We start from the raw sequence: 22,319 nt of genomic DNA, 5'->3' as shown, positions 1-22,319 counted from the left end.
CATGTCCCTGCTCGAGATCAAGAACCTCACCGTTTCCTTCGACACCGCCGCCGGTCCGTTCATGGCCGTGCAGGGCATCGACCTGTCGATCGAGCCGCGCGAAGTGCTGGCGATCGTCGGCGAATCCGGTTCCGGCAAATCGGTGGCGATGCTGGCGGTGATGGGGCTGCTGCCCAACACCGCGACCGTCAAGGCCGACCGCATGGCCTTCGACGGCGTCGATCTGCTGAAGCTCAGCCCGTCCGAGCGGCGCAAGATCGTCGGCAAGGATATCTCCATGATCTTCCAGGAGCCGATCGCCAGCCTCAACCCGTGCTTCACCGTCGGCTTCCAGATCGAGGAGGTGCTGCGCTTCCATATGGGCATGGACCGCGCCCAGCGCCGCGCGCGCGCCATCGAATTGATGAAGCTCGTCGGCATTGCCGATCCGGAAGAACGGCTGAGCTCGTTTCCGCACCAGATGTCGGGCGGCCAGTGCCAGCGCGTCATGATCGCCATCGCCATCGCCTGCAATCCGAAGCTCTTGATCGCGGACGAGCCGACCACCGCGCTCGATGTTACCATCCAGAAGCAGATCCTTGATCTCCTGGTTTCGCTGCAGGCCAAATACGGCATGGGCCTGATCATGATCACCCACAATATGGGCGTGGTGGCCGAGACAGCCGACCGCGTCATCGTTCAGTACAAGGGCCGCAAGATGGAAGAGGCCGACGTGCTGTCGCTGTTCGAGAGCCCGAAAAGCAACTACACGCGCGCGCTGCTGTCGGCGCTGCCGGAGAACGCGGTCGGCGACCGGCTGCCGACCGTTTCCGACATGCTGTTCGAGCCGGCGCCCTCGGCCGCGGGAGCCTCCGCATGAGCACCACCGTCCTCGAAGGCAAGAACATCGTTCGCGACTACCATATCGGCGGCGGCCTGTTCAGCGGGCCGCGCACGGTGCACGCGGTCAAGGGCGTCTCGTTCACCGTGGATAAGGGCAAGACGCTCGCCATCGTCGGCGAAAGCGGCTGCGGCAAGTCCACGCTCGCCCGCATCATCACGCTCATCGATCCGGCGACATCGGGCGAACTGTTCATCGACGGCAACAAGGTCGACATCGCCAGGGGCGGATTGACCAAGGAGATGCGCCGCAAGGTGCAGATCGTCTTCCAGAACCCCTACGGATCGCTCAACCCGCGCCAGAAGATCGGCGACGTGCTGGGCGAGCCGCTGCTGATCAACACCGACAAGACGGCCGCCGAGCGGCGCGACCTCGCCATGAAGATGCTGAAGAAGGTCGGCCTCGGTCACGAGCACTACAACCGCTATCCGCACATGTTCTCGGGCGGCCAGCGCCAGCGCATCGCCATCGCCCGTGCGCTGATGCTGAACCCGAGCCTTCTGGTGCTGGACGAGCCGGTCTCGGCGCTCGATCTGTCGGTGCAGGCACAGGTGCTCAACCTGCTCGCCGACCTGCAGGACGAATTCCAGCTGACCTATGTCTTCATCAGCCACGATCTCTCCGTGGTGCGCTACATCGCCGACGACGTGATGGTGATGTATTTCGGCGAGGCGGTCGAATACGGCTCGCGCGACGAGGTCTTTTCAGACCCCAAGCACAGCTACACCAGGACGCTGTTCGCCGCCACGCCGCGCGCCGATGTCGCCAGCATCAAGGCGAGGCTGGCGAAGAAGAAAGCGGCGTGACTCCAATTCGTCATCCTAGGGCGGAGCGCCGCAACGCGGTGCGGAGATCCTAGGATCCATGCCGTTATCTCAGCCGAAAAGCGCTGCGGAGCAGGTTGTGCACCGTGGTAACGCTCGCATATCACGGCATGAATCCTCGGGTCTGCGCCGCGTCGCTCCGCTCCTTGCTCCGCCCGTGGATGACGAAACGGAGGCAGTCACGCCTCCGGTTTCTCTCGCGAAAAGGGTCGAGCGCTACGACAGCTTCGCGATGACAGCCCGCAGCGCTTCACCGAAACGCCTGACTTCCTCGACCGTATTGTAGTGCACCAACGAGGCGCGGATGGCGCCGCTGTCCATCGACAGGTTGAGGCGCTTCATCAGGCGCGGGGCGTACATGTGGCCGTCGCGAATGCCGATCTGCATCTCGGCCATTTCCTCGACGATCCGCTGCGGCGACAATTTGCCGATGTTGAAACAGAAGGTCGGCACGCGTTCGTTGATCCGGGCCTCCTCGGAAACGCCGTAGATTGTTGCCCCGCAGCTCTTCAGCACAGCCAGCATCTCGCGCGCCAGCACCAGCTCGTAGTCGCGGATGGCGCCCATGCCGGCGACGATGTTTTCGCGCCGCGAGCGGTTGTTGGACGGAGCAAGATTGCGGCCGATGAGCTCGAGATACTGCACGGCCGCATCCATGCCCGACACGTTCTCGTAAATGAAGGTGCCGGCCTCGACCTTGTAGGGCGGCTCGTCGGGGATGAAGTCCTCGCGGAAGGTCGGCAGTCGCTTCAGCGTTTCGAAGCGGCCCCACAGGAAACCCATATGCGGCGAGAAATTCTTGTAGCCGGAACAGACGAGATAGTCGCAATCCCATGCCTGGACGTCGATCAGCCCATGCGGCCCGTAATGCACGCAGTCGAGGAACACTTCGGCGCCGGCGGCGTGCGCGATCCCTGCCACCGAAGCGACGTCGACGATCGAGCCGATGGAATGCGCCGTCACCGTGCAGGCGACAAGCCGGGTACGATCGGAAACAAGCGGGCGCAGATCGTCGATATGCAGGTTGCCGTCCTCGCGCATGCGCCACCACTTGAACTTGGCGCCGGCGGATTCGAGTGCCAGCCATGTCGCGATGTTGGCGTCATGGTCCATGTCGGTGACGACGATCTCGTCGCGCTCTCCAAGCATCTGGCCGATGCCGAGGCTGACTAGGCGGATGAACGAGGTGGCGTTCATGCCGAAGCAGATCTCGGATGGGCTGTAGGCATTGATCAGCAGTGCCACGCTTGTCCGCGCATCGGCGACCGATTGGTCAACGGTGACGCTGCGGCCATAGCGGCCGCCGCGCTGCACATTGTGCGATACCAGATGGTTGGTCACCGCATCGAGCACGCTCTGCGGAATCTGCGCGCCGGCGGCGTTGTCCAGGAAGATGAAGTCGCCTGCCCGCTGCAAGGCCGGAAACATCGCCCGGATTCTTTCAACAGGGAATGCGCCGGAAGTGCCGGTCGCATTGGCGGCTTGATGCTTGTTCATGGTCGTCTCCTGCGAAGTGCTCGGTAGAGGGGAAGTTGAAGGCGCGGTCAGCGCGTCTTCTCGGTTTTGAAACGGCCTTCAAGCAGGCTGACGAGGCGAACCATCGGCCACAGGAAGATGAGATAGACCAGGGCTGCGCCGATCAGCGGCGAGGGATTGGCATAGAGCGACTGTGCATTGGTCGCTTCCTTCAGGAGTTCCGGCAGCGCCACGGTGGAGGCGAGCGAGGTGTCCTTGAACATCGAGACGCAGTTGCTGGTCATCGGCGGGATGACGACGCGCACCGCCTGCGGCAGCACCACCTTGCGCAAGGTCAAAAGGAACGGCAGGCCGAGCGCCTGCGACGCCTCGAACTGGCCGCGCGGAATGCTTTCGATGCCGGAGCGGAACACTTCCGCCGAATAGGCCGACATGATGATGGCGAAGGCCGTTACGGCGGAAGCCCAGGACGATAGGCGGATGCCGAGGAAGGGCAGCGCATAATAGATCAGGATCAGCACGACCAGCACCGGCAGCGCGCGGAAGATATCGGTGTAGCCGACCGCCAGCCACCGGAGCGGCTTCGGCGCATAAAGCCGCAACAGGCTGATCACCAGGCCGATGGGGATGCCGATGCCGATGCTGAGCAGGCCGAGCAGCAGCGTGTTGAGAAAGCCGCGCAGCAGCGCCGGCAGACTGGACGCGATGACGTCGGCGTTGAAGAAGGTATCGAGCAGCGACATGGGAGGCTTTCCCGAACCGTTTGGCGTCCCTTGACGCCGGAGCAGAGGTCCGGAACAGCGAAAGCGGTTTTGCCGCGCCGCGCTGGTTCCGGGAGACTATGTATCAAACGGAACGTGCCGGCCTTTCGAGCCGGCACGTTCTCCTTGGCGGCCGCCGCTCAGGCCTTCGGCACCGGCATTTCCTTGGCGGTCGAGGAATCGGCGGGCGCGTCGCTGCCGAACCACTTCTTGTGGATCGCGGCCAGCGTGCCGTCCTTCTTCATTGCCGTCAGCGCGTCGTTGAGCTTGCCGAGCAGCGGGTGGTCCTTGGTCATCATCAGCCCGTACTGTTCGCCGGTCTTGATGCGTTCCTTGACGGTGAGATCCTTCATCTTGGTGAAGGAGTACTGCATGCCCGGAATGTCGCTGACAGCCGCGTCGATGCGCCCGGCGCTGAGGTCGAGCAAAAGGTTCTGCTGTGTGTCATAGCCCTTTACGTCGCTGAGGCCATCGGCCTCCTGATGCGCCTTGACCCAGGTCTCGCCGGTCGAGCCGGACAGCACGCCGACGATCTTGCCCTTGAGGTCGGCCTCGGCCTTGATCGGGCTGTCGGTCTTGGTGGCGATGCCCATGTCGGAATCATAGTAAGGCTGCGTGAACGACTGCGACTTCAGCCGCTCCGGCGTGATGGTGATCGACGAGATGGCGACATCGATGCGCTTCGAGGTGGTGGCGGCGAACAGCGCCTGGAAGCCGAGATCGGCGATGTCGGTGGTCATGCCGACGCGCTTTGCCGCTTCGTTGACGATGTCGACTTCAAAGCCCTCGAAAGTGCCGCTCTCGTTCTTGTACTCGAAGGGCGGGTTGGTCGGGTAGGCGCCGACATTGAGCACATCGGCGGCATAGGCGGTTGCCGGTCCGGCGGCGATGCCGATGGCGGCCGCGAGAAGGATGAGATTGCGACGGGTCAGGCTCATTGTTGGTCCCTCTGGGGTGTTCCCTCTGGTTGTTGATCGGGCGGGCTGATGCCCGCACGGTTTCTTGCCGCCCCACCTCCCAGCGGGGCGTCAATTCATGCTCGCTGCCATACGGTCGGGCGCTGTCCGGTCGCGGCAGACGCACATCGGCGGGAAGGCAAGGTTGGCGATGCTCTCGGTATGCGGATCGCGGATCTGGCGCGCGCACGCCATCGCACGCATGGCGCGTGCTGGAGGATGACTGGGGGCAGCATGAACGACAAGGACTGAAACCCTTTGATCCCACCCGATGCACCACGATGGATGTCCGGCAAGCCCGTCCGGAACGGCAGTCGCCATCGATCGAGGAATGCTTATCCAAACCGCGGCAGTTTTCAAGGCAAAAGTTTTAAGCTTAAAAAGTTGGCAGCGGCGGCGCCTGGCATACCTTTCGATAGCGCTAGCGGCCGCTCCTGCCCAGTTCGGCATCCGCGCCGGCTTTGCCGGCAGCAGCGCCAGCCCCCAGAAGCATCGTGTCGCTGGCCAGGATGAAGAAACTGGCGCCGAGTGCTGCCCATCGGGCGACATCTTGCGGCTTCGCGCAGAAGATCCCGGATGTCCTGCCATGCGCGATTGTCGCATCGATGATCCTGCGGATCGCTTGCGCGAGCTTGTCGGCGCCTTTGAGGCCGATCGCATCGATCGATACGGAGAGATCGCCGGGCCCGACGAAAATCACGTCGACGCCCTCGACGGCGGCGATTGCCTCGATATTGGCCAGCCCTTCCGATGTCTCGACCTGAACCGCCACGACGATGCTGTCATTGGCCTGAGCGAGATATTCGGAGATGCGGTAGCCATAGCCGGCGGCCCGTCCGGGCCCGACGCCGCGCTCGCCGGTCGGCGGATAACGCGAGGCCTTCACCGCCGCCTGCGCCTGGGCGGCGGTCGAGACGCGCGGGACGAGCACGCCTTGCGCGCCGCTGTCCAATGCCGCGGCGATCGCTTCCGGTGCATGGCCGGGCACGCGCACCATGGCCGGCACGCGATGGATGTCGGCCGCGCGCACCATCGCCTCGATCATGTCGCGCGAAATCTGGGCATGTTCCCAATCGATGCAGAGAAAATCGAGACCGGACTGCGCCATCACCTCAACCGCAACGGGATGCGGAATGGCGGCAAAGGAACCGACGAGGCTTTCCCTGCCGATGCATTTGTGGCGAAACCCGCTCATCGTTCCATCCCCTTGTTGTCGTGCCGGAATTCATATCCGCAAACAGCGGCGAGGCGAAGCTATTTCAGGCTTGAAATATTTTCGCGCGAGCCTAGCGTGTCGATCTCCCGCCGCGAGTTCCGGACATGATCAAAGCGCATCCCCTGCACGGCCCAAACAGACTGAAGCTCGGCGTCTTCTCGACCAATGCCGATGGCGGCCTTGCCATATCGGATGTGCCTGAACGCTGGACGGCAAGCTGGCAGGATAATCTGACGGCGGCGCAGATCGCCGACCGGGCGGGGCTGGAATTCCTGCTGCCGATCGCGCGCTGGCGCGGCTTTGGCGGCCGCAACAGGGTGCGCGAATGGTCGTTCGAGACCTTCACCTGGGCGGCGGCGCTCAGTGTGGCCACCGAGCAGATCGGGCTGTTCATGACCGTGCATGTGCCGCTCGTGCATCCGCTCTACGCCGCCAAGGCGCTGGCGACGGTCGATCATATCAGCCAGGGCCGTGCCGGCCTCAACATCGTCTGCGGCTGGAACCCGAAGGAATTCGGCATGTTCGGCACGCCGCTGGTCGAGAAGGGGTATGATCAGGCCGCCGAATGGATCGAAATTCTGGAAAGGCTTTATGCGTCGGCTGAACCTCTCGACTATGAGGGCACTTATTATCGTCTCAAGGAGGCGGTCAGCCGGCCGGCCAGCCTGCAAGTTCCGCGCCCGGTGACGATGAACGCGGCTTTCGGCGGTCCGGGCCGCGATTTCGCCGCCGCCCGTTGCGACTATCTGTTCACGACCTTTTCCGAAATGGACGATGCCGGCAAACATGTCGCCGATATCAGTGAGCGGGCCGACAAGGCTGGCCGCGAGGTCGGCGTCTACACCGTGGCGCATGTCGTCTGCCGGCCGACGATGGAGGAGGCGCAGGCCTATTACACGCGCTATGCCGTCGATCTGGCCGACCGTGAGGCGGTCGATGCCCATATGGCCGGCAAGAAGGAATTCTCGCGGTCGCACGACCCGTATGCCTATGACCGCTACCGCCAGCGTTTCGCCGGCGGCGCCGGCACCTATCCTTTGGTCGGAACGCCCGAAACGATCGCCGCCGATATGGTCGCCATTGCCGGGCATGGCTACCAGGGCATTGCGCTGTCCTTCGTCAACTACACGCAGGAACTCCCCTATTTCTGCGATCACGTGCTGCCGCTGCTGGAGCGGGCCGGCCTTCGCGGAAAATAGTCTGGCCGATGCCTTCCTGATTTCTCATCCTGGGGTCTGCGCCGTATCGCTACGCTCCTTGCTGCACCCAGGATGACGAAGCGACTGCCGATTATTCCGGGATAACCGCGGTGGCCTGGATCTCCACCTTGGCTCGGTCCTCGACCAGTGCCATCACCTGCATCGCGGCCATCGCCGGGAAATGCCGGCCGACCACCTTGCGATAGGCCTCGCCTATACCCCTGAGATTGGCCAGATATTCGCTCTTATCGGTGAAATACCACGTCATTGACGTGATGTGCCGCGGCTCAGCTCCGGCCTCCGCCAGCACCGCGACGATATTTTGAAGCGTCTGCCGCACCTGGCCGACGAAATCGTCGGTCTCGAACTGGCACTGCCCATTCCAGCCGACCTGTCCGCCGACGAAGACAAGCCGCCCGCGAGCCGCTACGCCATTGGAGTAACCGACCGGCTTGGCCCAGCCATCCGGCTGCAGAATCTCGTGCATTTCAAACTCTCCGCAATATCCGCGTTCGAAACAGTCCAAACCTTGACGTGACCGGAGTCAGGCCGCCCCCATCACCTGTCGCGCGATCACCACCTTCTGCACGTCGGAAGCACCCTCATAGATGCGCAGCGCGCGGATCTCGCGATACAGGCTTTCGACGATGTGACCCTTGCGGACGCCGTCGCCGCCATGCAGTTGCACCGCTTTGTCGATCACCTCCTGCGCCTTGTCGGTGGCGAACAGTTTGGCCATCGCCGCCTCGCGCGTTACCCGCGCCGCGCCCATGTCCTTGGTCCAGGCGGCGCGGTAGACCAAAAGCGCCGCGGCATCGACGTCGAGCGCCATGTCGGCGATATGGCCCTGCACCATCTGCAGCTCGGCCATCGGCGCCCCGAACAGCTTGCGTTCGGCCACCCGCTTGATGCTTTCATCGAGTGCGCGGCGAGCAAAGCCGAGTGCCGCCGCGCCGACGGTCGAGCGGAACACGTCGAGCACCGACATGGCGATGCGAAAGCCGTCGCCCGGTTTGCCGATCAGTGCGGCGGCCGGCAGGCGGACCTGATCGAAAGACAGTCGTGCCAGCGGATGCGGCGCTATGACTTCCAGGCGCTCCGCGATGCCGAGGCCCTTGCTGTCCCCGGGCACGATGAAGGCTGATAGCCCCTTGGCGGCGGGTGCCTCGCCTGTGCGGGCAAAGACGACATAGAGATCGGCGATGCCGCCATTGGAGATCCAGGTCTTTTCGCCCGACAGGACATAGCCGTAACCATCGCGGGTCGCTGTCATCTCCATATTGGCGACATCCGATCCCGAGCGCGGCTCCGACAGCGCAAAGGCGGAAATGACCTTGCCGGCGCGCGTCTTCAAAAGCCATTGCTGCTGTTGCGGCGTGCCGAACAGGCTGAGCGCTCCGGTGCCAAGCCCCTGCATAGCGAAGGCGAAATCGGCGAGCCCGTCATGCCGCGCCAGCGTCTCGCGCGTGATGCACAAGGTCCGCACGTCAAGCGGCCCGGGATTGCCGGTGTCGAGCGCCGTCGGCTTCAGCCAGCCGTCCCGGCCGAGTTTTTGCACCAGCTCGCGGCAGGCGGCGTCGACGTCATGGTGATCGACGGGTAGGTTCTTCGCGCACCATGCTTCGAGGTGCTCGGCCAGTTCGCGATGACGGTCTTCGAAGAAGGGCCAGTCGAGGAAGGAGCGGTCAGGCATGCCTATCTCCTTCTGCGCCGAGTTCCTTCACACCCCCCTCTGGCCTGCCGGCCATCTCCCCCGCAAGGGGGGAGATCATCTGGCTGTCATGTTTTCGCCAATAATAGACGTTGCCGAAGGAGCGGCGACGCTGAGGCTGCCAATCTCCCCCCTTGCGGGGGAGATGGCCGGCAGGCCAGAGGGGGGTGCCTGGGCAAAAACCGCTCATCCTCAATTCCCCTCGAACACCGGCTTCTCCTTGGCAACGAAGGCCTTGTATGCCCGCTCGAAATCGCGCGTCTGCATGCAGATCGCTTGCGCCTGAGCTTCCGCCTCGATCGCCTGGTCAAGGCCCATCGACCATTCCTGGTTCAACTGCGTCTTGGTGATGCCGTGGGCGAAGGTCGGGCCGGAGACGATGCGCGCCGCCATGTCGAGCGCGTCGGCCTCGAGCGATGCGGCATCGACCAATCTGTTGTAGAACCCCCAGCGCTCGCCTTCGGCAGCCGTCATGTTGCGGCCGGTGTAGAGCAGTTCGGCGGCGCGGCCCTGGCCGATGATGCGCGGCAGGATCGCGCAGGCTCCCATGTCGCAGCCGGCAAGACCGACGCGGGTGAACAGGAATGCCGTCTTGGCGTCCGGCGTGGCGATGCGGATGTCGGAGCTCATGGCGATGATGGCGCCGGCGCCGACCGCCACGCCGTCGACCGCCGCGATGATCGGCTTGCCGCAATTCAGCATCGCCTTTACGAAATCGCCGGTCATGCGGGTGAAGGCCAGGAGCTGCTTCATGTCCATCTTGACCAGCGGGCCGATAATATCGTGGACATCGCCGCCGGAGCAGAAATTGCCGCCATTGGACAGGAACACCACGGCATCGACATCGTCGGCATAGACGAGGTCGCGGAATGTATCGCGCAGTTCCGCATAGCTGTCGAAGGTCAGCGGGTTCTTGCGCTCCGGCCGGTCGAGCCGGACCTTGGCGATCCGGCCTTCGACCTGCCAGAGGAAATGCTTCGGCTTGAAGCCGGCCATCTTGCTCATTCGCGTCCCTCCCAGTTGCTGCGGAACGAGGTCAGCATGCCGGTCAGCCGGCGCGCGTCGTCCTCGCTCACCTTGCCCAGCAATTCGCCGACCCAGCCCTCGTGAGCGGCAGCGATGACTGCGAAGGACTTCGAGCCCTCATCCGTCAGCCGCACCATCGAGGTGCGGCGGTCGCCATTGCGGCGGGCGCGCGCGACCAGCCCCTCGGATACGAGCCGATCTACGATGCCCGTGACATTGCCGTTGGATACCAGCAGGAAGCGCGACAGATCGCTCATCAGCATGCCTTCGGGCGCTCGGTAGAGCGCGGCCATCACGTCGAAGCGCGGCAACGTCGTGTTGAATTCCTTCTTCAGCCGCTCGCGCAGTTCGGCCTCGATCGTGCGCGAGGCGCGCAGCAGCCTGATCCACAGCCGCAAGCGGTCCTTGCCGGGTCCCGACGGCGCGGGCAGGGGGCCGGCTACCATGTTTCGCCTCCTGAGATCGAAATTGCCTGTCCGGTGATCGACGCCGCCGCATCGCCGCACAGCCACAGCACGGCGGCGGCAATTTCCTGCGGCTGGATGAAGCGGCCTTGTGGATTGGTCGCGGCAAGGCTCGCCCGCGCCTGTTCAGTCGAACGGCCGGTTTTTTCAACGATCCGCTCGATGGACTCGTCCAACATGTCCGTCTCGACAAACCCCGGGCACACCGCATTGACGGTCACGCCGGATTTCGCCGTCTCGGCAGCCAGCGCCCGCATCAGGCCGACGACGCCATGCTTGGCCGCCACGTAAGGCGCGACATAGGCGTAGCCTTTCAGTCCGGCGGTAGACGCGATGAAGACGATGCGGCCCGCCTTGCGCGCGGCCATGCCGGCGAGCGCCGGCTTCACCGTCAGGAAAGCGCCGGTCAGGTTGACGTCCAGCGTCCGCTGCCAGTCGGCCAGCGTGGTCTTGTGCGCCGGCGTGCTGCCCGCCATGCCGGCATTGGCGACGACGATGTCGAACGGCCCGCGCGCGGCCTCCGCCGTCTCGTAAAGCGATGCCATCGCCGCCTCATTGGTGACATCGGCAGTGATGGCGAAAACGCCTTTGCTTTCGCCAGCCACCTTGGCCAGCTCCGCCTCGCGGCGGCCGCATATGGTGACGTCGATGCCGGCACCAGCCAGCGCCAGAGCGATCGCTCGGCCGACACCAGACCCGCCGCCGGTGACAAGGGCGTGGCTGCCGGCGATCATCGCGGCGGCCGTCATACTTTCAGCCCCGCTGCGGCATCGCGTTCGGCCAGCCGGTAGATCTGGTCGCGCCCGGGCAGATAGGGATCGGGCCATTTGACGCCACGGTCGCCGAGCGCCACCGCCGCATGCAGCGTCCAGTAGGGATCGGCGAGATGCGGCCGTGCCAGCGCCACCAGGTCGGCGCGGCCGGCCATCAGGATCGAATTGACATGGTCCGGCTCATAGATGTTGCCGACCGCCATCGTCGCCATGCCGACTTCGTTGCGGATGCGGTCGGAAAACGGCGTCTGGAACATGCGGCCATAGACCGGCTTTGCCAGCACCGAAGTTTGTCCTGCCGAGACGTCGCAAATGTCGACGCCGGCCTCATGCAACAGCCGCGCGATCTCGACGGCGTCGGCGGGTGTTACGCCTTCGATGCCGACCCAGTCATTGGCCGAAATGCGCATTGAGATCGGCTTCTGCGCCGGCCAGGCGGCGCGTACGGCGCGAAAGATTTCAAGGGGATATCGCATGCGGTTTTCCAGCGAACCGCCATACGCATCCGTGCGCCGGTTGGTGACCGGCGTGATGAAGGACGACAGGAGATAGCCGTGCGCGGCGTGGATCTCGAGCATGTCGAAGCCGCAGCGGTCGGCCATCTCAGCCGAAGCCACGAACTCGTCGCGCACTCTGTCCATGTCGGCGCGATCCATGGTCTTCGGCACCTGATTCTGCGGCGACCAAGCGACCGCCGATGCCGCCATGACTGGCCAGTTACCCGAGGCGAGCGGCACGTCCGTGCCTTCCCACCCAACCTGGGTCGAACCCTTGGCGCCGGAATGGCCGATCTGTGCGCAGATCTTCGCCTCGGTCTCGGTATGGACGAAATCGACCAGCCGTTTCCACGCCGCCTCATGTTCGGGCGCATAGAAGCCCGGGCAGCCGGGCGTGATCCGCCCTTCGGGGCTGACGCAGGTCATCTCGATATAGATGAGCCCGGCGCCGCCCTTGGCACGCTCGGCATAGTGCGTGAAATGCCAGTCCGTCGGGCAGCCGTCGACGGCCTTGTACTGCGCCATCGGCGAGACGACCACGCGGTTGCTGAGCCGCATGTCGCGCAGCTTGAAGGGCGCGAACATCGGCGCGCGGCGCAGCCTGTTGGCGCCGGCGCCCGCCTGGCGCTGGAACCATTCCTCCGCGCTTTCAAGCCACTCCGCGTCGCGCAGCCGCAGGTTTTCGTGGCTGATGCGCTGCGAGCGGGTCAGCAGCGAATAGTTGAACTGCACCGGATCGAGGCCGAGATAGCGCTCGACTTCCTCGAACCATTCGAGCGAATTGCGTGCCGCCGACTGCAGCTTCAGCACCTCAGTGCGGCGCGCATCCTCATATTTACGGAATGCGGCCTTTAGGTCCGGTTCGGTTTCGACATACTCGGCCAGCGCGACAGCGCTTTCCAGCGCCAGCTTGGTGCCGGAGCCGATCGAGAAATGCGCCGATGCCGCCGCGTCGCCCATCAGCGCCAGGTTCTCGAACGACCAGCGCTCGCACAGCACGCGCGGGAAATTGATCCAGGCCGAACCCCTGATGTGGTTGGCATTGGTCATCAGCTTGTGGCCGCCAAGATGCTTTTCGAAGATGCGCTCGCAGACGGCGATGGATTCCTTCTGCGTCATGGCGCCGAAGCCGAAGGCGGCCCAGGTCTGTTCGCTGCACTCGACGATGAAGGTCGCGGTGTCGCTGTCGAACTGGTAGGCGTGCGCCCACACCCAGCCATGCTCGGTCTTTTCGAAGATGAAGGTGAAAGCGTCGTCGAATTTCTGATGGGTGCCGAGCCACACGAACTTGCATTTGCGCGTGTCGATGTCGGGCTTGAAGATGTCGACGAAGCTGTTGCGCGCCCTGGAGTTCAGTCCGTCTGCGGCGACGACCAGGTCATGCGTCTCCATATAGGGCTTGGGATCGGCGATGTCGGTCTCGAACATCAGCTTGACGCCGAGCTCGCGTGCGCGCCGTTGTAACAGGATCAAGAGCCGCTTGCGGCCGATGCCGCAGAAGCCGTGGCCTGAGGATACAGTGCGCACGCCGTCATGGACCACGGCGATGTCGTCCCAATACGCAAAATGCTTCTTGATCCAGACGGCGCTGACCGGATCGTTCCTGGCCAGATTCTCAAGCGTTTCGGCTGACAGAACGACGCCCCAGCCGAACGTGTCGTCGGCGCGATTACGCTCGAAAACCGTCACATCGTGCGCGGCGTCCCTCAGCTTCATCGAAATGGCGAAGTAAAGGCCGGCTGGTCCGCCGCCGAGAACCGCAACCTTCATCTGTGCGATCTCCTCTTCGCTTGCTTGATTTCAGTATCGCGCCGGGGCCAAGGTATTTCAAGCTTAAAGTTTTATGCCGAAACGATTATGCGAAATAGCGGACCGCGCGCTCGCGCATCGCCGCACGCGCGGTCCGTGGGCTCACTTTTCCGGGTTCTTCGGGCTCCACAGCACCGTCTCGGCACTCTTCTCGTAAGCCATGCCGTCGGGATAGCTGATCGCTTCCAGCTGCAAGCCCCAAGGCGCCTGGAAGTAAAGGATGGTCTGGCCGGCGGCGGGTCCTTCCTTGACCGGCAGCGGCCCCAACCTGGTCTTTACGCCCTTGGCCTCGAGATAGGCTTTCGCCGCCGCGACGTCGTCGACATAGAAGGCGATGTGAAAACCGCCAATGTCGCTGTTCTTCGGTGTCAGGTCCTTCTGGTCCGGCGCGGTGTATTTGAACAGCTCTATGTTCGACCCCGTGCCGCAGCGAACCATGGTGACCTGCTCGATGACAGCCTTCGGATCGACGCCGAGAAGATCCTGCATGAAGGTGCCCTTGTCGTCGGCGAACGGGCCGAACGACATTGCCTTCTTGCAGCCGACCACGTCGGTGAAGAAATCGACCGCCTGCTTCATGTCGGGAACCGTGATGCCGGTGTGGTCGTGCCCGCGCATGCCGGGGATCGAGCTTGCTGCCGCCACACCGGTGCTGCCGAGGATGGCGGCAGCGAGTGCTGCATTTCGAATTGTTGTCTTCATGTCAGTTTCTCCTCCATTTGGCGGGGCTTTGTCATTGGCCGGTCGCACATCCGAGCCCGCTTTTCGGCGTGCGTATGCATTCATGTCGGAGCCTTGGCAGCGGAAGGAATATCCAGCCAGCCGTCGTCGATTTCGGGCAGTGGGATGGCCGCGATCAGGTCGCGCGTGTAGGTCTGTCGGGGATTTTCGAAGAGAGCGTCCGTCGCGCTCGCTTCGACGATCCTGCCTTCGCGCATGACGATGACCTGCCGGCACAGCCGCCGGATGACCGACAGATCGTGGCTGATGAAGGCGACCGTCAGCCCCATCTCCTCCGCCAGTTTCTCCAGAAGGGTGAGGATCTGCGCCTGCGTCGAGACGTCGAGGCCGGAGACGATCTCGTCGGCCAGCACGAATTTCGGCGCCAGCGCCAGCGCGCGCGCTATGCCGACGCGCTGGCGCTGGCCGCCCGACAGTTCGTGGCGGTAGCGGCCGGCGAAGCTCTGCGGCAGGCCGACGCGCTGCAAGGCCTCGGCCACGCGGTCCCTGAGATTGTCGCCAAGCCCGTTCTGCTTCAGCGGCGCGGCAATGATGCTGGCAATGGTGCGGCGCGGGTTGAGCGACGACATAGGATCCTGGAAGATCATCTGCAGATCGCGGCGCAGCGGCCGCAACTCCGCCTCCGGCAGATGTGTGATGTCTATGCCGTCGAAGCTGATGCTGCCGGCGCTGGGCTCCAGCAGTCGTACCAGGGCACGGCCGAGCGTCGACTTGCCGGATCCGGACTCGCCGACGATGCCGGTCACCGATCCCTTGGGCAGGTCGAAGTCCAGGCCTTTTAGGATTTCCGCCAGCGGCGCGCGGCCGATCAGCGGCTTGCGGGTCATGTCGGGCAGCGCGACTTTCAGACCGCGCACGGAAAACAGCGGCTCAGCCATGCGGTCGCCTCCACGCCTGGTCCGCGGCCGCAATCTCCGTGGCAAGCCCGGCCAGCACTGCCTCGTCGACCGGCTTTAGCGAGGCGAGGGGATCGGTGTAGCGCGGCGTTGCCGCCATCAGTGCCCGTGTGTAGGGGTGCTGCGGTGCCGCGAAGAGGGCAGCTGTTTCGGCCTCTTCCACGACCTTGCCGGCGTAGAGCACCGAGACCTTCTGGCTGATCTTGGCGACGACGCCGAGGTCGTGGGTGACGAACAGGATCGCCGTGCCGTGCTCGCGCTGCAACGCAGCGATGAGCCGCAGGATCTGCTTCTGCACGGTGACGTCGAGCGCCGTGGTCGGCTCGTCGGCGACGATCAGCCGGGGCTCGGCGGCGAAGGCTGCGGCGATCAGCACGCGCTGGCGCATGCCGCCGGAAAGCTCGTGCGGGTAGCTTTTCAGTACCCGGTCGGGGTCACGGATCTGCACCTCGTCCAGCAATTGCCGGATGCGGGTTTCGGCCCTCTCGCCGCTCCAGCCGAGGATGCGCACCAGCCGGTCGGTCGTTTGCGGGCCGATGCGGCGCGACGGGTTGAGCGCGGTCAGCGGATCCTGCGGGATCAGTGCGGTGCGCGCGCCGATCAGCGTGCGCCGTGCCTTCGGGTTGAGCTTGCCGAGGTCTTCGCCCTCGAGCCGCATATCGCCCTCGACGATGCGCACGCTCGACGGCAAGACGCCAAGTACCGCCTTGCCGATCATCGTCTTGCCGGCGCCGCTTTCACCGACCAGTGCTCGCACTTCGCCGGGCTGCACGGCAAGCGACACCGAGCGCAGCACGCGCTGGCCGTTCGGCAGCACGGCGCTCAACTCCTTGATATCAAGACAGGCGCTCATCGCAGCACCGGATCGAAACGTGTCTTCAGCGCCTCGCCGAACTGGCTGAACGACAGCACGGTCAGGATCAGCGTGATCAGCGGGAATACCAGCACCCACCAGGCCTGGTGGATCGACAGCCGGCCCTCGGCGATGATGCCGCCCCAGGTCGGGTCGTCGGTCGAGATCGACAGGTTGACGAAGGACAGGATCGCCTCGACGATGACGGCGATGCCCATTTCCAGCGACAGCAGCGCCACGATCGATGGCACCACATTGGGCAGCACTTCGCGCAGCATGATGCCGATGCGGCCATAGCCGGCGATGCGGGCGTTCTCGACATAGTCCATGCGCGACTGGCCCATCGCCTCGGCGCGGATGACCCGGCAGAAACGCGTCCAGTCGATGATCGCGATCGCCAGGATGACAGAGCTCAAACCCGTGCCGAGCACGGCAACCAAAAGGATGGCGAACAGCACCGGCGGGAATGCCATCCAGACATCGACGATGCGCGAGATGATGCGGTCGGCCCAGCCGCCGAAATAGCCAGCGATCAAGCCCAGGGTCGAGCCGACAAGGCAGGCGGCGCTGGCGGCGGCGAACGCAACGATGAAGGCGATGCGCCCGCCGAAGATCAGGCGTGACAAGAGATCCCGGCCGAGGCTGTCGGTGCCCAGCCAATAGCCGGGCTCCGCGCCATCGAGCCAGAACGGCGGCAAACGTTCGAGCATAAGATCCTGCGCGAGCGGGTCCCGCGGCGCGACCAGCGGCGCCAGGATCGCCGCCAGCAGCACCAGCAGCAGCCAGCCGCCGGCCAGCCAAAGCCTGGCGCTTGAGCCGTGTCTCGAGATGCGCCTCTCATCCATGGCGCAGCCTCGGATTGAGCAGCGCATACATCATGTCCACGGCGAGATTAATCAGCACGAACAACAGCGCGAAGACCAGCACGATGCCCTGGATCAGCGGCAGGTCGCGGTTGATGACCGCGTCGATCGCCATGTTGCCGAGACCCTCATAGGAAAACAGCCGCTCGACGATGACCGTGCCCCCGATCAGGAAGGTGAACTGCACGCCGACCAGCGTCAGCGTGGGCAGGGCGGCATTCTTCAGCGCCTCGCGCAGGATGACCTGCGTTTCCGAAAAACCCTTCACCCGCGCCAGCACGACATAGTCGAGGTCGAGCACTTCCTTCAGCGATTGTTTCAGTAGCTGCGAGATGATCGCCGCCAGCGGCAATGCCAACGCCACTGCCGGCATAAGCATGTGCTTCAGGAGATCCCATGTGAGATCGAGGCGGAGCCGAAGCAAGCTTTCGAACAGATAGAACTGGCTGACGAAGGGCAGGTCGAGTTGCGGCGAGACCCGGCCGGAAATGTCGAAGATCGGCACCAGCACCCCGAACAGCAGGATCAGCACCAGGCCCCAGAGGAAGTCGGGAATGGAAAGTGCCGCCCCGCTGGCGATGTCGATGCCGGCTTCCACCGCCGTGCCTCGTTCGCGGCCGCCGAGGATGGCCATCGTCCCCCCGATCGCCACCGCCATGATAAGCGCGACGATGGCGAGTTCCAGCGTTGCCGGCAGCCGGTTGAAGACAAGCCCGAGCACGTCTTGCCGCAGCGAGATCGAGGTGCCGAAATCGCCTTTGACGACGCCGGACAGCCAGATGAAGAACTGCTCGACAATCGTCTTGTCGAGGCCGTAGAGCGCCCGCAGCCGGGCGATGTCGACATCGGTCGCGCCGGGCGGCAGCATCATGGCGATCGGATCGCCGGGAGCGATGCGGATCACGACGAAGACGACGACGGCCACGCCGAACAGCGTGATCAGCATCGTCAAAAGACGGATCAGGAATCGTTGCAGGAGCATGTAAATCTTTGCTGGAGCCCGGAGGCTCGTATGCCGAAAGAAGATGCGCGCCGTCGCTATGGACGGCGCGCGGCAAGCCCGGCCGATATCAGGCCGGGGTCATCAGGGCCGGCAACAGCGCGCCGGACACATGCTGCACGACGTTGACGCCCTTGGCATGCACGATCGGCTGCGCATACTGCATCAGCGGCAGCACATAGGCTTGCTCGGCGATGTATTTGTCCACCGCCTTCCAGCCGGCGATGCGCTTGGCCTCGTCCTTCTCACCCCACAGCGGGTTGATCATGTCGATCAGATCCTGGCTGTCCCACACCGAGTGCGGGCTCGGACCATACATGGCAAAGCCGGTCGAGGTGGTCGGGTCGCCGATGGCGTTGCCCCAGTTGTAGAAGGCCGCCGGCGCCAGCTTGTCGGCGGCGCGCAATTCGTAATGCTTGGCGATCTCGTAGACTTCAATGGTGGCCTCGATGCCGACCTTGCGCCACATGCCGACGATCGCCTGGATCATCTCGTAGTCCTTGGGCTTGAAGCCCTTGGTCGTCTGGATGGTGAACTTGACCGGCTTTTCCGGCGAATAGCCGGAAGCGGCCAGCAATTGCTTGGCCTTTTCCGGATTGTGCTCGACCTTGATCGACGCGTCGTAGGCCGCGTATTCCGGCGTTTCCAGCGTGGCGAGCGGCTGGCCGTAGCCGCGCAGCAGCCGCTTGACCAGAAGCTCCTTGTCGACCGCCATGACGGCTGCCTGGCGCACGTTCTTGTCCAGCATCGCCTCGACGTCGTTGAAGAAGATCATGCCGATGTCGGAAACATTCTTGATCGAGCCGGCAAGGCCGTCCTTGGCGATCAGGCGGTCATACTCCTCATAGGGAATCTCGAGCGTCACCTGCGAGGAGCCGGACTCGATTTCGGCGACACGGCTCGCCGCGTCTGTGACGAATTTGATCGTCACGTTCTCGAATGCCGGCTTGCCGCCCCAGTACTTCGGATTGGCCTTCAGCCGCAGGAAGGCGTTGCGTTCGAACTTCTCGACCATGTACGGGCCGGTGCCGATCGGAGCCTTTTCGAAACCTTCGGCGCCCACCTTCTCGTAATAGGCCTTCGGCATGATGTAGCCCGTGAGGAACGACATCCACTTGAAGTAGACCGGGTCGAACTGCACGACATCGCCCGTGATCTTGTTGCCCTCGATCTTGAAGTTGTTGACGTTCTTCCACACGAACTGGATCGGGTTGCCGGTCTTTTCATCGCCGGCCCGCTGCAACGACCAGACCACGTCCTCGGGCGTGAACGGCGAGCCGTCATGCCAGGTTACGCCCTCGCGCACCGTCATCATGATCTTGGTGCGGTCGTCATTCCAGCCCCACTCGGTGAGCAGCCCCGGCGCGAAGGACAGGTCCGGCTTCTGCGGGATGAACTGATCGAACACCGACTGGTAGAGGCCCTGGATGGTCGGGTTGACCGCCGAAGGTCCGGTGGTCGGATCCCAGGACGGCAGGTTGACATTGTAGGCGATGGTCAGTTCGCCGGCCGCCGCCCCGGCGATCCTCGGCAGGCCGATGGCCGTCGCCCCGAGTGCGGCGGCACCGTATCCGAGCAATTCGCGTCTGTTGATTGTCATGGTCGTTCCCCTTGTTGGTTTTTCTGTTTTCCGTGCACGGCTTCGTTGTTTGATCAGTGGGTTCCCTGGGCAACCGTACCTTGCCTTGCTCCACCCCAATGCGTTTCGGCTGCTACCTCCCGCCAAGCTGTTGCGCCAGCATGAAGCCCGAGGCGGCACCCGTGCCGGCGCCCGGCCATGTGGCGGCACCGGTGAGATGCAGATTGGCCACAGGCGTGTTCCAACCGGCGTAGCCGCGTGCCGGGCGAAACAGGAAATTCTGTGCCAGGTGGTGGCTACCACAAACCTGGTCGCCGCCGACGAGGTTCGGGTTCTCGCGCTCGAGGTCGATGGGCGAGAACACGGCCTGGCCAAGGATCTTGGCTCGCAGGCCGGGCGCGTAGGTTTCGACGATGTCGAGCACGCGCTCGGCATAGCGATCCTTGACCTGATCCCAATGCGCGGGCGTGATCTTGCCGGCGGCGTCGCCAAGGATTTCTGCCGGCAGCATGCGCACCTGCACCCACAGCACATGCTTGCCTTGAGGCGCGCGCGACGGATCGACCGCGGTTGGTTGGCCGAGGACCAGCACCGGCTCGTCCGGCAGCACGCCCGCCATCGCCTGCTGATAGGTGCGCGACATGGCGTCGAGCGACGGTGACAGATGCACATAGGCGAACTGCCGCAACTCGGCGCCGGCGCGCCAGTCCGGCAGATCGTCCAGCGCCAGATGGATCATCATGGTGCCCGGCGCGTGGCGGAATTTTTGCATCGCCGTGTCGAAGCCGGCGTCGCCGGAACCGTTGGGCAAAAGCGTGCCGGCCAACGCCTTGGGTGCAACGCCGGCAATGACCGCCCTGGTGGCCGTGTGCGTCTCACCGGACTTGAGCCGCACACCCGTCGCCTTGCCGGCCGAAACCGTGATTTCGGCCACCTCGGCGTTGGTGAAGATCTTGCCGCCGGCGCCCGTGACCATCCCCGATAAGGCACGAATGATGGTGTGGGCGCCGCCCTTGCCCAGCACCATGCCGAAACTCTGGTTGGCCATGGATTCCAGATAAGGGAACACGGCACCGCCTGCGATGTCGGGCGCAAAGTCGAGATGCATGCCCCAGGTGGCGAGCGTCGCCCGCACATGGGGCGACTCGAAAGTCTCCTCCAGCCACGCGCGGGGCGAGGAAAGCAGCAGGCGCCCGGTATCGAGCGCGCCGGTAAGGCCCTTCTTGCGCCAAAGGTTCCACACCGTGCCGGCAAGGGCGCGGGCGCTCATCGGTGATCCCAAGAGGCGAAACAGATGCTCTGCTTCCGCCGAGAAGGCGGCGACCAGCTTGCGCCACGTGGCGGCATCGGCGGCGGAGAAGGCAGCCATGCGCGCGGCCGTCTTTTCCAGATCGTTGCTGACGCCGAACCAGCGTCCGTCCGGGAAGGCGCTGGCGAAACAGTCGGAAACCGGCGCGAATTCCAGCCCGTGGGCTTTCAATTCATTTGCATATTTCTGGTGGAAGGCCGAGCCGGCGAACAGGCTCAGATTCATCGCGCCGAAATCGTGTCGGAAACCCGGCAGCGTGAATTCGCGGGTCTGGACGGCGCCGCCGATATTTGCACTGCGCTCAAAAACCCCGGTTTTCCAGCCTTTGAGCGCCAGATGCGCGGCGCAAGCCAGACTGTTGTGGCCCGCCCCGACAAAGATGGCGTCGAACTCGCTCACGCCCCGCACCCATTTCCTTTATGCTTAAAGATAATTGCAGATGCATATGTTTTCGTCTAGTAGGATATTAAGGGCCGAGACGAGCCTTCAGCACATCAGACAAGAGGGAACAGAGACCATGGATACGCAACAACTCCTCGGCGAAGTCGCCGGCCAGCTTCTTTCAGGCGCCATCAAGGTGGTCGACCTGTCGGCGCCGCTCGGTCCTGACACGCCGCTGATCAAGCTGCCGCCGGAACTTGCCGTCGACACGCCGAAGGTCGAGATCCATAACATCTCCCGTTACGACAAGAATGGTCCCTGGTGGGCCTGGAACTGGCTGAAGCTCGGCGAACACTCGGGCACGCATTTCGACGCGCCGCAGCACTGGATCAGCGGCAAGGATTATCCGGATGGCGCCACCGACACCATTCCGGCGCAGAACTTTATTGGTCCGGTCAATGTCATCGACTGCTCCAAGGAAGCCGCCGCAGACCATGATTTCCTGCTCACCGTCGATCACATCAAGGCGTGGGAAGCCAAGCATGGCGCCATCAAATCAGGCGAATGGGTGGTGATGCGCACCGACTGGTACAAGCGCAACGGCTCGGAAGCCGAATTCCTCAACGCCAACGAGACCGGCCCACACACGCCTGGCCCGACGGCGGAAGCAATCCAGTTCCTGATCAGCAAGGACATCAAGGGCTGGGGCTCGGAGACGATCGGCACCGATGCCGGCAAGGCCGGCGGCATGGAGCCGCCATTCCCGGCTCACACGCTGATGCACAAGGCCAACCGCTACGGCCTGGCCAGCCTGTGCAACCTCGACCAGTTGCCGCCGAAGGGCGCCATCCTGATCGCCGCGCCGCTCAAGATCGAGCACGGCACCGGCAGCCCGATCCGCGCCCTGGCGCTGGTGCCGGGCAAATAGGGCGAAGTGGATCTTCGGGAGAAGATCATGCGCGCGGGCGATGCGATAGGGAGGCAGGTTGGCGGCACTCGCGCCCTACGGCGCCCCCCTCTGTCCTGCCGGACATCTCCCCCTCAAGGGGGGAGATTGGCAGCTTCGGCGCCCCTCTCATTCCTGCAACGTTGGAGATTGGCGAAA

General features: G+C 64.0%; 21 protein-coding genes. 4 read left to right on the top strand and 17 right to left on the bottom strand.

The window, feature by feature from the left end; genetic code table 11:
* Position 1 precedes the first annotated feature (1 nt).
* Together FJ979_RS08115 and FJ979_RS08110 are read left to right on the top strand one after the other, a co-directional pair.
* Positions 2-859: an ABC transporter ATP-binding protein gene (locus FJ979_RS08115; RefSeq protein ID WP_140497000.1), complete on the top strand. Its 858-nt coding sequence runs from the start codon at positions 2-4 to the stop codon at positions 857-859.
* A complete protein-coding gene (locus FJ979_RS08110) occupies positions 856-1,686 on the top strand; it encodes a dipeptide ABC transporter ATP-binding protein (RefSeq protein WP_140556803.1) in 831 nt (276 codons plus the stop codon). The genes FJ979_RS08115 and FJ979_RS08110 overlap by 4 nt, the downstream gene beginning before the upstream one ends.
* A gap of 234 nt (positions 1,687-1,920) precedes the next feature.
* Here the strand turns inward: FJ979_RS08110 and FJ979_RS08105 are convergent, their stop codons facing one another.
* From FJ979_RS08105 to FJ979_RS08090, 4 genes are all read right to left on the bottom strand, one after another.
* Positions 1,921-3,201 (bottom strand): cysteine desulfurase-like protein, encoded by a 1,281-nt coding sequence (locus FJ979_RS08105; protein WP_140523731.1) that lies wholly within the window; start codon positions 3,199-3,201, stop codon positions 1,921-1,923.
* Between the two features lie 47 nt (positions 3,202-3,248).
* A complete protein-coding gene (locus tag FJ979_RS08100; RefSeq protein ID WP_140556801.1) occupies positions 3,249-3,923 on the bottom strand; it encodes an amino acid ABC transporter permease in 675 nt (224 codons plus the stop codon).
* 158 nt (positions 3,924-4,081) lie between these two features.
* Positions 4,082-4,879, bottom strand: coding sequence for an ABC transporter substrate-binding protein (locus tag FJ979_RS08095; protein WP_140496991.1), 798 nt, complete (start codon positions 4,877-4,879; stop codon positions 4,082-4,084).
* Positions 4,880-5,318: 439 nt separating this feature from the next.
* Entirely contained in the window at positions 5,319-6,092 is a 774-nt protein-coding gene (locus FJ979_RS08090) for an HpcH/HpaI aldolase/citrate lyase family protein (protein ID WP_140580480.1), read from the bottom strand.
* Positions 6,093-6,217: 125 nt separating this feature from the next.
* Between FJ979_RS08090 and FJ979_RS08085 the strand changes: the two genes are divergently transcribed.
* A complete protein-coding gene (locus FJ979_RS08085; RefSeq protein ID WP_140580478.1) occupies positions 6,218-7,312 on the top strand; it encodes an LLM class flavin-dependent oxidoreductase in 1,095 nt (364 codons plus the stop codon).
* 91 nt (positions 7,313-7,403) lie between these two features.
* On the opposite strand, the gene FJ979_RS08080 is transcribed toward FJ979_RS08085, so the two are convergent.
* The 13 genes from FJ979_RS08080 to FJ979_RS08015 form a co-directional block, all read right to left on the bottom strand.
* Positions 7,404-7,799: a RidA family protein gene (locus tag FJ979_RS08080; protein WP_140580477.1), complete on the bottom strand. Its 396-nt coding sequence runs from the start codon at positions 7,797-7,799 to the stop codon at positions 7,404-7,406.
* 57 nt (positions 7,800-7,856) lie between these two features.
* Positions 7,857-9,005 (bottom strand): acyl-CoA dehydrogenase family protein, encoded by a 1,149-nt coding sequence (locus FJ979_RS08075; protein WP_140580475.1) that lies wholly within the window; start codon positions 9,003-9,005, stop codon positions 7,857-7,859.
* A gap of 210 nt (positions 9,006-9,215) precedes the next feature.
* Entirely contained in the window at positions 9,216-10,028 is an 813-nt protein-coding gene (locus FJ979_RS08065) for an enoyl-CoA hydratase family protein (protein ID WP_140496981.1), read from the bottom strand.
* The gene (locus FJ979_RS08060) at positions 10,025-10,495 is read right to left on the bottom strand and encodes a MarR family transcriptional regulator (RefSeq protein WP_140513060.1); all 471 of its coding nucleotides are present in this window, start codon (positions 10,493-10,495) and stop codon (positions 10,025-10,027) included. The genes FJ979_RS08065 and FJ979_RS08060 overlap by 4 nt, the downstream gene beginning before the upstream one ends.
* Complete coding sequence (locus FJ979_RS08055) at positions 10,489-11,262, bottom strand: SDR family NAD(P)-dependent oxidoreductase (protein WP_140523750.1); 774 nt, start codon at positions 11,260-11,262, stop codon at positions 10,489-10,491. The genes FJ979_RS08060 and FJ979_RS08055 overlap by 7 nt, the downstream gene beginning before the upstream one ends.
* Positions 11,259-13,553, bottom strand: a complete 2,295-nt coding sequence (locus FJ979_RS08050; protein WP_140580474.1) for a bifunctional salicylyl-CoA 5-hydroxylase/oxidoreductase — start codon at positions 13,551-13,553, stop codon at positions 11,259-11,261. The genes FJ979_RS08055 and FJ979_RS08050 overlap by 4 nt, the downstream gene beginning before the upstream one ends.
* A gap of 141 nt (positions 13,554-13,694) precedes the next feature.
* Positions 13,695-14,294 carry a VOC family protein gene (locus tag FJ979_RS08045; RefSeq protein ID WP_140580472.1) on the bottom strand — a complete coding sequence of 200 codons (600 nt, stop codon included), beginning with the start codon at positions 14,292-14,294 and terminating at the stop codon, positions 13,695-13,697.
* Positions 14,295-14,374: 80 nt separating this feature from the next.
* Positions 14,375-15,211, bottom strand: coding sequence for an ATP-binding cassette domain-containing protein (locus FJ979_RS08040; protein ID WP_140559702.1), 837 nt, complete (start codon positions 15,209-15,211; stop codon positions 14,375-14,377).
* Positions 15,204-16,082 carry an ABC transporter ATP-binding protein gene (locus FJ979_RS08035; protein ID WP_140496969.1) on the bottom strand — a complete coding sequence of 293 codons (879 nt, stop codon included), beginning with the start codon at positions 16,080-16,082 and terminating at the stop codon, positions 15,204-15,206. The genes FJ979_RS08040 and FJ979_RS08035 overlap by 8 nt, the downstream gene beginning before the upstream one ends.
* Positions 16,079-16,927, bottom strand: coding sequence for an ABC transporter permease (locus FJ979_RS08030; protein WP_140523761.1), 849 nt, complete (start codon positions 16,925-16,927; stop codon positions 16,079-16,081). The genes FJ979_RS08035 and FJ979_RS08030 overlap by 4 nt, the downstream gene beginning before the upstream one ends.
* Positions 16,920-17,927: an ABC transporter permease gene (locus tag FJ979_RS08025; protein WP_140580470.1), complete on the bottom strand. Its 1,008-nt coding sequence runs from the start codon at positions 17,925-17,927 to the stop codon at positions 16,920-16,922. The genes FJ979_RS08030 and FJ979_RS08025 overlap by 8 nt, the downstream gene beginning before the upstream one ends.
* Positions 17,928-18,015: 88 nt before the next feature.
* Positions 18,016-19,545 (bottom strand): ABC transporter substrate-binding protein, encoded by a 1,530-nt coding sequence (locus FJ979_RS08020; protein ID WP_140523766.1) that lies wholly within the window; start codon positions 19,543-19,545, stop codon positions 18,016-18,018.
* A gap of 112 nt (positions 19,546-19,657) precedes the next feature.
* Positions 19,658-21,232, bottom strand: a complete 1,575-nt coding sequence (locus FJ979_RS08015; protein ID WP_140580468.1) for an NAD(P)/FAD-dependent oxidoreductase — start codon at positions 21,230-21,232, stop codon at positions 19,658-19,660.
* 118 nt (positions 21,233-21,350) lie between these two features.
* Here FJ979_RS08015 and FJ979_RS08010 point away from each other — a divergent pair, with 118 nt between their 5' ends.
* A complete protein-coding gene (locus FJ979_RS08010; protein ID WP_140559697.1) occupies positions 21,351-22,142 on the top strand; it encodes a cyclase family protein in 792 nt (263 codons plus the stop codon).
* Positions 22,143-22,319: the final 177 nt, after the last annotated feature.

The organism is Mesorhizobium sp. B1-1-6 (assembly GCF_006443035.1).
GTDB lineage: Bacteria > Pseudomonadota > Alphaproteobacteria > Rhizobiales > Rhizobiaceae > Mesorhizobium.
The sequence above is the reverse complement of the archived record's forward strand: the minus strand, read 5'-3'. Positions and strand labels throughout refer to the sequence as shown.